The 11,944-nt window shown below is 58.5% G+C and carries 9 protein-coding genes; 2 read left to right on the top strand and 7 right to left on the bottom strand.

The window, feature by feature from the left end; translation table 11 throughout:
• The first annotated feature begins 90 nt into the window (after nt 1–90).
• Together QE408_RS16560 and QE408_RS16555 are read left to right on the top strand one after the other, a co-directional pair.
• The gene (locus QE408_RS16560) at nt 91–2,670 is read left to right on the top strand and encodes a mechanosensitive ion channel family protein (RefSeq protein WP_373465559.1); all 2,580 of its coding nucleotides are present in this window, start codon (nt 91–93) and stop codon (nt 2,668–2,670) included.
• A gap of 165 nt (nt 2,671–2,835) precedes the next feature.
• Nucleotides 2,836–5,349: a GcvT family protein gene (locus tag QE408_RS16555; protein WP_306934828.1), complete on the top strand. Its 2,514-nt coding sequence runs from the start codon at nt 2,836–2,838 to the stop codon at nt 5,347–5,349.
• Between the two features lie 178 nt (nt 5,350–5,527).
• Here the strand turns inward: QE408_RS16555 and QE408_RS16550 are convergent, their stop codons facing one another.
• From QE408_RS16550 to QE408_RS16520, 7 genes are all read right to left on the bottom strand, one after another.
• Nucleotides 5,528–6,745 carry a molybdopterin molybdotransferase MoeA gene (locus QE408_RS16550; RefSeq protein ID WP_306933063.1) on the bottom strand — a complete coding sequence of 406 codons (1,218 nt, stop codon included), beginning with the start codon at nt 6,743–6,745 and terminating at the stop codon, nt 5,528–5,530.
• Nucleotides 6,746–6,814: 69 nt separating this feature from the next.
• Nucleotides 6,815–7,294, bottom strand: coding sequence for a cyclic pyranopterin monophosphate synthase MoaC (gene moaC, locus QE408_RS16545; RefSeq protein ID WP_306933062.1), 480 nt, complete (start codon nt 7,292–7,294; stop codon nt 6,815–6,817).
• Nucleotides 7,291–8,106 (bottom strand): indole-3-glycerol phosphate synthase TrpC, encoded by an 816-nt coding sequence (trpC, locus tag QE408_RS16540; protein WP_306933060.1) that lies wholly within the window; start codon nt 8,104–8,106, stop codon nt 7,291–7,293. The genes moaC and trpC overlap by 4 nt, the downstream gene beginning before the upstream one ends.
• Nucleotides 8,107–8,113: 7 nt before the next feature.
• The gene (gene trpD / locus QE408_RS16535) at nt 8,114–9,127 is read right to left on the bottom strand and encodes an anthranilate phosphoribosyltransferase (protein ID WP_306933058.1); all 1,014 of its coding nucleotides are present in this window, start codon (nt 9,125–9,127) and stop codon (nt 8,114–8,116) included.
• Between the two features lie 18 nt (nt 9,128–9,145).
• Nucleotides 9,146–11,038, bottom strand: coding sequence for a peptidylprolyl isomerase (locus tag QE408_RS16530; protein WP_306933056.1), 1,893 nt, complete (start codon nt 11,036–11,038; stop codon nt 9,146–9,148).
• Nucleotides 11,039–11,356: 318 nt separating this feature from the next.
• The gene (locus QE408_RS16525) at nt 11,357–11,491 is read right to left on the bottom strand and encodes a hypothetical protein (protein ID WP_306933054.1); all 135 of its coding nucleotides are present in this window, start codon (nt 11,489–11,491) and stop codon (nt 11,357–11,359) included.
• Nucleotides 11,492–11,529: 38 nt separating this feature from the next.
• Nucleotides 11,530–11,709 (bottom strand): hypothetical protein, encoded by a 180-nt coding sequence (locus QE408_RS16520; protein WP_306933052.1) that lies wholly within the window; start codon nt 11,707–11,709, stop codon nt 11,530–11,532.
• Between the last annotated feature and the right edge of the window lie 235 nt (nt 11,710–11,944).

Below are 11,944 nucleotides of genomic sequence, written 5' to 3'. Positions count from 1 at the left end.
CATGGTGTGGCTGTTGAATTGCCTTATACGGCATTTATCTAGGCCAAAGGATTCGGCAGGAGCAGAAGGGTATTTGTGATGACGTTATCGATGAGTGAGAACAAATGGCTTCGTTCTCTCCTTCTCCTTCCCCTCATATGTGTGCTGTTGTCGTCTTTCGCTTTCGCGCAGCAAGACCCGGCCCAAGCGCCGGCCGCTGCAACCATGCCGGTGGTGGAGCGGTCGACGAAGGAACTCGATACGTACAAGGCCACTCTTGCCGATATCACTCGTCAACTGGAGGATGGAGCGAGAGACGACACCCGGCTCGTCGATCTTAAGGGCAAGTCGGACGATCTGTCGGCTTCCGTGAACAGCATCGTTTCCACGCTTCGCGGGCGCCTTGATGAAATCAACGCCCGTATCACCTCGCTCGGTGAACCGCCGAAAGAGGGCGCGCCACCGGAAGCCAGCGTGGTGACTGACGAGCGCAACAGGCTGAATTCCGAAAAGTCGCAGATCAACGCCGTGCTTGGCGATGCCGAGGCTGTTGCCGGTCGTGCCACAGCCTTGTCGAACAACATCACCTCCATTCGCCGCGCGCTGTTTGCCGCAACGCTGTTCAAGCGGACTGAGATTTCACTGCCTGTTCTGGCCGAAGCGGGCAGGGAGTTTATCGACGAGGTGTCGACGCTCAGCAGCTCTTTCACAGGCTGGTCGGTCTTTGTCTGGAACTACAAGCGGCTCTCCATGTTCGGCGCCGTCTCCCTGTCGGTTCTGGCGGCCCTTCTGTTCCTCGTGGGCGGATACCGCCTTCTCGGACACCGCATGGAGCGCCGCGCCTTCTCGGGCGAACCGTCCTACCTCCGCCGCTTGTCCGTCGCCTTCTGGTCGACGACGGTGCAATCCATGTCGGTCTTCCTCTTCATGGTGACCTCGGGCTTCTTTCTGGATAATTTCGGCGTCTTGCGACCCGATATAGCGCCGATCGTTTATGTGGCGATGTCGGTTATTGCGTTTGTCTACTTTGTTTCGCGACTGACCTACGCGATCTTCGCGCCAACGCAGCCAGAATGGCGTCTTCTGCACGTCTCAAATAGCGGCGCGCATACCATTTCGTCGGCCATGCTTGTCATGGCGATCGTCAACGGCCTGGATTACCTATTCAGCACCATCAGTGAAACACTCAATTCACCGCTGATTTTGACGGTTGCGAAAAGCTTCGTGGCCTCGATCATCATCGGCGTCATCCTCTTTGCCTTGTCGTTCCTCAAGCCCGTTATCGGGGAGGGTGAGGATGCCGAGAGCGGTCACAAGCGCATGCCGCGCTGGCTAGCTATTCTGCTGCGTGTGGGTGGCCTGTTGCTCATTGGCGCTTGCCTCACGGGCTATGTGGGGCTCGCACGCTTCCTTGCCACTCAGATCGTTGCAACGGGCGCTGTGGTGGCCACCGTCTATATCGGCATTCTATCCGGCAAAGCGATCTCGCGTCAGGGCGCCTTCGGTGAAACGCTGGCGGGTCGTTATCTCGGACGCCGCTTTGGGCTTGGACCAGTCGCGCTCGATCAGGCCGGTCTTGCCGCTGGTCTCGGCATCTACGTCATCGCATTGGCCTTTGGCATACCGCTGGTTCTGTTCTCCTGGGGCTTTCAACCGGGCGACATAGAGAACTGGGCCTTCAGCCTGCTGACGGGTTTCAAGGTCGGCAATACGTCGATTTCGCTCATCAGCATTTTTACTGGTATAGTGGTCTTCATCGTCGGTTATGCGGTGACGCGCTGGTTCCAGAAGTGGCTCGACCGCAACGTGATGGCGCGCGGCCAAGTCGATGCCGGCGTTCGAAATTCGGTCGGCACGGGTATTGGCTATCTCGGGATTGTCGTTGCCGCCATTTTTGGTATCTCGTCGGCGGGCCTCGATCTTTCCAGCCTCGCGCTCGTCGCCTCGGCACTGTCGGTCGGTATCGGTTTCGGCCTGCAAAACATCGTCTCGAACTTCGTCTCTGGCCTCATTCTTCTCGTCGAGCGACCATTCAAGGTGGGTGACTGGGTGGTGACAGGCACGGTTGAGGGTACCGTCAAGCGGCTGTCCGTGCGCGCGACCGAGATCGAGACCTTCCGCGGCCAATCGATCATCGTGCCGAATTCGGAGTTCATCAATTCGTCCGTCGGTAACTGGACGCATCGAAACCGCATCCAGCGCGCTGAAATTCCGGTGTCGGTTGCCTATGAAACCGATCCGCAGAAGGTCATGGATATCCTGCTGGAACTGGTGAAGAAGCAGACTCCGGTCTTGAGAAATCCGGAGCCGCATGTGGAATTTCTGCGCTTCGGTGATTTCTCGCTCGATTTCGAGCTTCGCTTTCACCTTGCCGATTTGTCTCATGGGCTGACTGTCAAAAACAGCCTGCGCATGGAAATTTTGAAGCGCTTCCGGGAGGAGGGCATCAGCATACCGATGCCACAGCGGAATCTGAACATTCACATGGAAGGCGAGACGAACCCGCAGATCCTGGCGGCGCTTCTATCGGAAGAGGGCGACAAGGCTGTCGTTTCTCATACCGGTGCCGCAACTGCTCCGAAACAAGAGGCGCTGAAGCCCGAGGTTTCCAGGCCGCAGGCGGAGGAAGAAAAGCCTGCAGAGGCAAAGGCTGAGGAGCCGAAATCGTCAGCCGCGAAGCCGCGGAAATGAGCATTCTCGCATCTTGAAAATCGTCAAAAGGCTCGCCGTCGCGGCGAGCCTTTTGCATGTCGTAATCAGGCGTTTGGGCGACGATGCGACATTGCATAGTCTGCGCCATAGGTTCGGAAAAAGCCGCGTTCATGCGGATGACATGCCTCAAGGGGAACTATGACTATGAAGACACATGCGCGGGCGGTGGTTATCGGTGGCGGCGTTGTCGGCGTTTCGACGCTTTACCATCTTGCCAAAAAAGGCTGGACCGATTCTGTTCTGATCGAGCGCAAGGAGCTGACATCCGGCTCCACGTGGCACGCCGCTGGCCTGCTTCCGCTGTTCAATATGAGCTATTCGGTTGGCCAGATCCACAAATACTCGGTCAAGTTCTACGAAGAGCTGCAGCAGGAAACCGGCATGAATGTCGGCTTCTCCAAGGTTTCCAACATTCGTCTCGCCCGCACCAAGGACCGCTGGGACGAATATATGTATTACACCGGCATCGCTGAAACGATCGGCGTCAACGTCAAGCTTCTGACGCCGGAAGAGGTGAAGGAAGTCTGGCCGCTCTGTGAGACCGACGGTCTGCTCGGCGCCATCCAGCATCCGGACGATGGCTATATCCAGCCGGCGGATCTGACCCAGGCACTGGCAAAGGGCGCGCGCGACAAGGGTGCGACGATCTACAGAAACACCACCGTCACCGCCATCGAGCAGACGGAAGACGGTCACTGGAAGGTGACGACAGACAAGGGCGAAATCATCGCCGAGCACGTCATCTCCTGTACCGGTTCGTTTGCCCGCAAGACGGGCGAAATGGTCGGCATCAATATTCCGGTCATCCCTGTCGAGCATCAGTACATCGTCACCGAGCCGCATCCCGACATTCTGGAGCGCCGCAAGCAAGGTCTGCCGGAAATGGGCGTCCTGCGCGAGTCGGACAGTGCCTGGTACATGCGCGAAGAAGCCGGCGGCCTGATCCTTGGACCTTACGAAGTGGGCGCGCCTGTCTGTTATGTCGACGGTCCTTCGGCCGACAGTGAATACGAACTCTTCCAGGAAGAGCTCGACCGCCTGATGCCGCACATCGAAAGCGCCATCGAGCGTGTTCCGGCTTTTGGCGAAGTCGGCATCAAGAAGGTCTATAACGGCGCGATCGCCTACACGCCGGATGGCAACCCGATCGTCGGGCCCGCTCCAGGCCTCAAGAACTTCTGGCTGAACGAAGGTCACTCCTTCGGTATTACCGCAGCAGGCGGTGCCGGCTGGCAGCTGGCGGAATGGATCGTCGATGGCGAGCCGACGCTCGACCTCACCGGTGTCGATCCGCGTCGCTTCGGCCCCTACGCGACCGAAGGTTATCTGATTGCCAAGAACGAAGAAGCCTATGCCAACGTCTTCACCATGCACTATCCGGATGAGGAGCGGTCTGCCGCCCGTCCACTGAAGACGACGCCGATCTATGACCGCCTGAAGAAGCTGGGTGGCGTCTTCGGCTCCGTCTATGGTTGGGAGCGTGCCAACTGGTATGCACCGGAAGGCTATGCGCTGAAGGAAGAAGAACTCGGTGTTGGCGCTGATGTCATCACCAATCACAATCACGCGCCGCCGCTGGAAGACGGCCGCATCGTGGAAAAGTGGTCCTTCCGCCGCTCCAACTATTTCGAGCATGTCGGCAACGAGGTGAAGAACGTCAACCAGAATGTCGGCGTTCTCGATATGTCGGCCTTCGCCAAGATGGAAGTGTCCGGCCCTGGCGCACGCGCCTGGCTCGAATCCATTCTTGCCAATGCCATTCCGAAGAAACGCGGCCGCATCGCGCTGACGCATCTTCTGACGCCGAATGGCGGCGTGAAGGCGGAGTTCACCGTTTATGAATGGGCACCGGGCCGCTTCTATCTGGTTTCTGCCGGTGGCCTGGAATCTGTCGATCATGACACGCTTCGCCGCCTTGCGCCAACCGATGGCTCCGTCACTCTCCAACCGATCACGCAGAAATACGGCGTTCTGGCTCTGGCCGGTCCTAAGTCGCGAAACGTGCTGAAGAAGCTGACGCGCACCAGCCTTGAGAACAAGGACTTCCCATGGCTGACCGCTAAGGAAATCTCTGTTGGCGTTGCGACAGCCCATGCACTGCGTGTCAACTTCGTCGGTGAACTCGGTTGGGAGCTGCATCACCCGATCGAAATGCAAAACTACATCTTCGATCGTCTGATGGAAGCCGGTGCCGAGTTCGGTATCAAGCCCTTCGGCATTCGCGCCATGGTCTCCATGTCGCTGGAGAAATCCTACCGCAATATGGGTCGCGAGCTTTCGGTCGAGTACAATGCCTACTCGTCCGGCCTCGACCGCTTCATCAAGCCTGAGAAGCAGTTCATTGGTCGCGATGCGGTTGTGGCAGGCAAGGAAAAGGGTCTGCCGTGGATATTCTCCACGCTGATCGTGAGCGGCAACACCACTGTCGATGCGCGTGGTTCGGAAGCTATTCTGAACGATGCGGGCGAGGTTGTCGGTCGCGCAACGAGTGGCGGCTTCGGCTGGCGTATCGGCAAGTCCGTTGCACTGGCGATGCTCGCTCCCGACTACGCAACGATCGGCACCAAGCTGAAGATCAAGATCCTTGGCGATCTCTACGATGCGGAAGTTGTGGGCGAAAGCCCGTTCGATCCCGACAACGGGGTGCTGCGCGCGTAACGCGACACGGCTTTTCCGAAAAAGAGAGGGCCCCGTGGACACGGAGCCCTTTTTCTTTTGGGAGAGATGCCAACATTTCCTGCGTGGTACTTGGCCGAACGACAAAGATAAACGCCGGGGACCGAGGCTGATCGTTAACGAGCGCGTTAAGCTATCCTTGCAGTGACGCGACCGACCTTCAGCCTCTCAATCGTATGGCCTTGCATTCCGCGCCAGCGGGCAGTTCAGGCGCATGCGGCGGGCGGATGATGAGGCAGTCGGATTTCGCCATGATCTTCATCATAGACGAATCCTGCTTGGTGAAAGCTTCTGCGACCGGCCTGCCATCTTCTTCATGGATAAAACGGGCGCGTAAATAATCCTGGCGCACGTCATTGGCCTTCAAGGCGGTTGCAGTCTTGACCGTGATCTGGCGAGAACGCGAAGGTTGGTGGCCGAGCTTCTGGATCAGGGGTTCCAGAAAAAGCAGGCTGCAGACGAGGCTGGCGACGGGATTTCCGGGCAGGCCCAGCACCTGCATCGGACCAATGCTGCCGACCATCAGCGGCTTGCCGGGTCTCATGGCGATGCGCCAGAAGTCCAGTGCCATACCTTCCGCTTTCAGCGCGGCCTGGACGAGGTCATGATCGCCGACCGAGGCTCCGCCGAGGGTGACAAGGATATCGGCCTTGGCAGCGATGGCCTTGCCGATTGCCGCGCGGATCAGTGTATCGTCATCTTTAACGATGCCGAGATCCAGTACGTCGGCGCCAGCCTGGCGGGCGAGGGCGGCAACACCGAATGTATTCGACGCGACGATTTGCGCCACCTGCGGTTCGCCGCCAGGTGGGACGAGCTCGTCGCCTGTGGCGAGGATCGCAACCAGCGGCTTGCGATAAACCGCAACCTCGGCGTGGTTCATTGCAGCCGCGACGGTCAGATCGGCGAAACTCAGGCATGTACCGGCATCAAGCACGGTTTCATCTTGCATGAAGTCTTGCCCGCGCGGCCTAATGTGTCGCCCCTGAGTGACATTGAAGGCGGTGCGGATGCGGTTGTCCTCTATAACCTCTGCGTCTTCCTGAATAAGCACGCTATCCGCGCCCTCTGGCACGGGCGCCCCGGTGAAGATGCGCACTGTCTCACGCGCGCCGACTGTGCCTTGGAATGCATGTCCGGCAGAGGCTGTCCCGATAACCGTCAACTCGGAGCCGATTGCTGGCGCGTCAGCGGCGCGCAAAGCGTAGCCGTCCATGGCTGACGAATCGAACGGCGGTTGTGTGATCCGCGCCTTAAGGTCTGATGCCAGCACTCTGTGAGCAGCAGCGGCAAGACCAATGCGTTCGACTGTGCAGACGGGCTGGGCGGCATCCAGCAGGCGTTGGAGGGCGTCCGCGACGGGGAGAAGGGGTTTCATGCGTTTCCTCTTCAGTGGCTGGATCGAGAGCCCGTTGCTGGCCCCCGACGATAATGGAGGTCCGCGCCTTCAAGCTTTGTAGTAGCCGGATTTCCCACCGCTTTTTTCCAAAAGCCTGATCGAGCCAATTTCCATGCCTTTGTCGGCGGCCTTCGCCATGTCGTAAATCGTCAGGCACGCAATGGAAACGGCGGTGAGCGCTTCCATCTCAACGCCGGTCTTGCCGGAGAGCTTGACGGTTGCCTGAACTCTCAAGCCGGGCAGGGCGGCATCCTCTGTGATATCCACCGACACTTTGGTCAGCATCAGCGGATGGCAAAGCGGGATGAGATTGGATGTCTGCTTGGCCGCCATGATGCCAGCCAGACGTGCGGTTCCAATGACGTCACCCTTCTTGGCGTTGCCCTCGCGGATCAAGGTCAGGGTTTCGGGCTTCATTTTCACGAAGCCCTCAGCAATAGCGGTTCTCACCGTGTCGAGCTTGTCGCCCACATCGACCATATGGGCTTCGCCGGACGCGCCGATATGGGTGAGTCCCTGCGTACTCATTCCGCAGCCATGACGCCGCTTTGGCCCGTCAGGAGGGCACGCGTCGCGGCGGTGACATCGTCCTTGCGCATCAGGCTTTCACCCACCAGGAATGTGCTGATGTTACATGTCTTCAGCCGCAGGCAGTCCTCATAGGTGAAGATGCCGCTTTCGCCGACCAGCAGCTTGTCGGATGGCACCAGCTTGGCCAGACGCTCGCTGTTTTCCAGGCTGACCTCGAAGGTGCGCAGGTTGCGGTTGTTTACGCCGAGCATGGGTGAGGTGAGCTTGAGTGCGCGCTCAGTTTCCTCTTCATCATGCACTTCGACCAGAACGTCCATACCAAGCGCGAAGGCTTCATCCTCGAGACGTCTTGCCTCGTCATCGGACAGCGACGCCATGATCAGCAGGATGCAGTCTGCACCCCAAGCGCGGGCTTCGTGCACCTGATAGGTCTCAAACATAAAGTCTTTGCGAAGAGCGGGCAGGGTGCAGGCATTGCGGGCGGCGGTCAGAAATTCCGGCGCACCTTGAAAGCTTGGCGTATCCGTCAGAACCGAGAGGCAGGCGGCGCCACCAGCTTCGTAAGCCTTCGCCAACGCCGGTGGATCGAAATCGGGACGGATGAGGCCCTTGGACGGGCTTGCCTTCTTGATCTCGGCAATCAAACCAAAGACGCCGTCCGCCTGCTTGCGCTTCAGCGCGTTGTAGAAGCCGCGAGGGGCGGTCTGATCCGCCGCCATGGCCTTCAGATCGGCGAGCGAAACCTTCGCCTTTGCGGCTGCGATTTCCTCGCGCTTGTAGGCTTCGATTTTTCTGAGAATATCGCTCATCTTCGCCTTACTCTTCGTTGGAGACTGCGACCAGCCTGTCGAGCGCTGCGGCAGCCTTGCCTTCATCCAGGCAGGCGCTGGCAATCTTCATGCCATCGCTCAGTGTTTCGGCTTTGCCGGCAACAACGAGTGCTGCTGCCGCATTGCAAAGAGAAACATCGCGATAGGCATTTTTATGGCCGGAGAGAACACCGCGAAGCGCCTTGGCATTGAAGATGCCGTCTCCGCCCTTCAGGTCGTCGATCGTCGCAGATGACACGCCGAAATCCTTCGGCGTCAGGTCAAAGGTGCGGATCTTGCCATTTTCGAGCGCCGCGACATGGGTAACACCCGTCGTTGTGATCTCGTCCATGCCGTCGCCGTGGACGACCCAGATCGATTCCGAGCCGAGATCGCGGAGAACCTCGGCGATCGGCTGAAGCCAGCGCGGAGAGAAGACGCCGAGCAGCTGGCGCTTCGCGCCTGCCGGGTTCGAGAGCGGGCCGAGTAGGTTGAAAATCGTTCTTGTACCGAGTTCGACTCGTGTCGGGCCGACATGGCGCATGGCCGAATGGTGCAACTGCGCGAACATGAAGCCAAGGCCAGCCTCGTTGATGCAACGGCTGATGAGATCCGGCCCAATGTCCAGTTTCACGCCAAGGGCTGACAGTGCATCGGCGGTGCCGGATTTCGAACTTAACGCCTTGTTGCCATGCTTCGCGACGGGAAGTCCGGTGCCTGCCACGATGATCGCTGCAAGCGTCGAGATGTTGTAGGTGCCAAGACCATCGCCACCGGTGCCCACGATATCCACCGCGTGGGCGGGGGCGGAAACGGGCAGCATGCGGGCACGCATCGAAGACACGGCGCCGACGATTTCATCGACCGTTTCGCCGCGCACGCGTAGCGCCATGAGAAAACCGCCGATCTGGGACGGCGTGGCCTCGCCGGACATCAGAATGTCGAAGGCCTGGCGGGCCTCCTCCCGGTTCAGGCTTTCGCCATTTGCCACCTTGGCGATCAGCGGCTTCAGTTCGGCCATGTTCCCGTCCCCCGGTTATCAGTATGCGGTCATCGCCTGGTCTGCGAGGGCCTGATTGATGCTGACACCGTAGTCGTTCTGAAGGCGACTGACCATCTGATCCAGCATGTCATCGCCAGCGGCCTTTGCCATAGCGGTGATCTGACGATCGTCGCTGTTCAGTGCATCGGCAGGGGCGTTGGTGTTGACCTCGGTGACCTTGAACAGAATGCGACCCGAGCCATCGGCGTTGACCGCCGTGCCGACAAGGCCGTCAGCGCCGGCGAAGATTGCCGAAACTGCCTGCTGGCCAAACAGTGCATCGTCGCTGTTGCGGCGCAGCCCCATCTTGGTTTCCACGGCAAGACCCATTTCGCTGGCGATCGTTTGCAGCGGCTCGCCCTTTTCGACGCGGTTTTTCAGCTCTTCGGCCTTGGCGGTCAAAGCATTGCGCTGTTGTTCCGCCGTCCAGTCGGCGACAACGCGGTCGCGAACTTCATCCAGCGTACGGTCACGCGGCGGGATGATCTGATCCACGTCGAACCAGACATAGCCTTCACGACCGATATTGACGGCGGGTGCTTCTGTACCGGGCTCCGTCTTGAAGACTTCCGTCAAGAGCGCAGGGGTTGGCAGGCCCTCGACCGGATTACCCTTGTCGTCTTCACCATTGGCATCGACGGCATTGATCGTCACCGGCTTCAGGTTCAGCTGGGTTGCGGCATCGGCAAGCGAGGAGCCGCCGCCACGCAGATCTTCATAGCGGTCATGCACACTGTTCAGTTGATCCGCGGCACTGGCTGTAGCCAGTTCGGTGCGGATTTCTTCCTTGGCTTCATCCAGCGTCTTCGTGCTGTCGCCCTTGATGCCGGTAATGCGCAGGATAACAGGGCCGAACGCACCATCGACCACCGGCGAAATACCGCCATCCTTCTGAACGGCGAAGGCTGCGTCGGCAATCGACGAATCGGGCATGGTTTCCTTGGTGAATTCACCGAGGAGCACGTCAGCTGGCTGTTTTCCCTGATCCTTGACGACCTGATCGTAGGTCGTCGTGCCTGCGCGAATTTGCGTTGCGGCGGCTTCGGCCATTTCCTTGTTCGGGAAGACCAGTTGCTCGACGGTGCGACGACCGGCGGTGCGGAACTTGTCCTTGTTCTTCTCGTAATAGTCAGCAACCTGAGCGTCGGTAATGGCGCTCTGGTTGGCGATGTCGGAAGGCTCGAGCTTCACATAGGTGAACTTGCGATATTCGGGAGCGCGATACTGCGCCTTGTGACTCTCGAACCAGGCGGCCAGAACGTCGTCCGCGGGGGCCTTGACCGGATCGATATTGGCGTTCGACAACAGCAGATAGTCGATGGAGCGCTGCTCGTTGCGATACTGCTTCAACGCGTCAACCAGAACCTGCGGCGGCGTGAAGCCGTCGGAGATGGCGTCAACAATCTGACTGCGAACAGCGACCTTGCTGCGCTCCTTGACATAATCGTCTTCGTTGAAGCCCGCGCCGCGCAGACGCTGGCTGAAGAGCTGGCGGTCAAACTGGCCACCAGGAGACTTGAAAGCCGGATCTTCCGCGATGAGGTTTACCAAGCGGTCTTCCGACAGGCCGAGCTTCATATTCTCAGCCAATTGATCGAGAGATGCCCCGGCTGCAAGCTGGCTGAAAACCTGACGATCGATGCCGAAGGCTCTGGCCTGTTCCGTGGTCAGGCGGGTGCCGAACTGCTGGCCGATCTCTGCCATCTGACGCTGATAGGCGAAGCGAAACTGGTTGGGTGTCACTGTCTGATCACCCACCGTCATGACGGCATGGGAGTTGCTCGAAACGAGTGATGCCGACACACCCCAGATGCCGAAAGAGACGACAAGAAGAAGAAGGAGCAGCTTTGCCGCCAGAGTTCTGGAAGCGTTTCTCAGGGAATCGAGCATCGTTATGCAAACCTCACACTATGCGCCCGTTATGCCGGGTCTATCGGGGTTCCTTAGAGCGTTTTATTGGTAAATGGAAGCAGTTCTGTTGTGCGGACGAGTCAACTGATCGTGCGAACGGAAGGATGCTATCCCTAGGCGTTAGAGCCGGCTGCTTTTCGAGATCGACGGAGCGCTTCCACTTTAAGAACTGTGGACAGGGTGGCTCGCTGCGACGCTGTGCCGATTGATTCCGTTACGCTGACTTAGCTCGCAAACATCAAAAAGCCGCCTCGTGTGAGACGGCTTTCCACCACAGTCATATTGATTGGCTACAAATCAGAACGATCTGCTGCGTTCCATCATTTCCTTGAACTCTTCATCTTCTTTTCGAAGTTCGGAAACGACAGAGACCACCGACGCGACAAACATCGCGCTGATCAACGCGGAAAGAACTGTCAAAACGGTGATCATCGTGTGTTACTCCGGTGTGATCAGGTTTCCCCGATGGATCAATAGTAGTTCATGTACTGGTAGCGGGAGGTCAGTTGAGGGAAGTTCGCTTCCTGCTGCTGTGGCTTCTGCGCGTACAGGCTGAACGTTGTCGCAACCATCGCGATCAGAAGCATTGTCCAAGCAGTGCTGATGACGCCGATCTTCGCTGAAGTAGACCGATTTTCTTTTGCAAACATGTGATTGTTCCTTTGCCTGCGAACTGAACGCCTGACATCGAGTCGGGTTCCGAAAGACTGTTAAAAATCGATTAGCATTGCGCCTCTGAAGCTTCCTTGAATGTCGCGTTCATCTGGCGTTCAGAAAATCGGCAGTCCACGTCAATCCATAAAGAGCTGCTCGACCACAAAGGATGTGGCGACTGTCAGGATCACCATGAATGCCAGCATTTCCATCTCCACTTGGGCCTCAGGC

The sequence above is a fragment of the Agrobacterium larrymoorei genome (assembly GCF_030819275.1).
Lineage (GTDB): Bacteria > Pseudomonadota > Alphaproteobacteria > Rhizobiales > Rhizobiaceae > Agrobacterium > Agrobacterium larrymoorei_B.
Note: the sequence above shows the minus strand (reverse complement) of the source record. Positions and strands in the feature narration are given on the sequence as shown.

Bases quoted from the DNA above. Each gene is read 5' to 3' on its own strand.
- QE408_RS16560 (WP_373465559.1), top strand. From the start codon at position 91: ATGAGTGAGAACAAATGGCTTCGTTCTCTCCTTCTCCTTCCCCTCATA.
- QE408_RS16555 (WP_306934828.1), top strand. From the start codon at position 2,836: ATGAAGACACATGCGCGGGCGGTGGTTATCGGTGGCGGCGTTGTCGGC.
- QE408_RS16550 (WP_306933063.1), bottom strand. From the start codon at position 6,745: ATGAAACCCCTTCTCCCCGTCGCGGACGCCCTCCAACGCCTGCTGGAT.
- moaC (WP_306933062.1), bottom strand. From the start codon at position 7,294: ATGAGTACGCAGGGACTCACCCATATCGGCGCGTCCGGCGAAGCCCAT.
- trpC (WP_306933060.1), bottom strand. From the start codon at position 8,106: ATGAGCGATATTCTCAGAAAAATCGAAGCCTACAAGCGCGAGGAAATC.
- trpD (WP_306933058.1), bottom strand. From the start codon at position 9,127: ATGGCCGAACTGAAGCCGCTGATCGCCAAGGTGGCAAATGGCGAAAGC.
- QE408_RS16530 (WP_306933056.1), bottom strand. From the start codon at position 11,038: ATGCTCGATTCCCTGAGAAACGCTTCCAGAACTCTGGCGGCAAAGCTG.
- QE408_RS16525 (WP_306933054.1), bottom strand. From the start codon at position 11,491: ATGATCACCGTTTTGACAGTTCTTTCCGCGTTGATCAGCGCGATGTTT.
- QE408_RS16520 (WP_306933052.1), bottom strand. From the start codon at position 11,709: ATGTTTGCAAAAGAAAATCGGTCTACTTCAGCGAAGATCGGCGTCATC.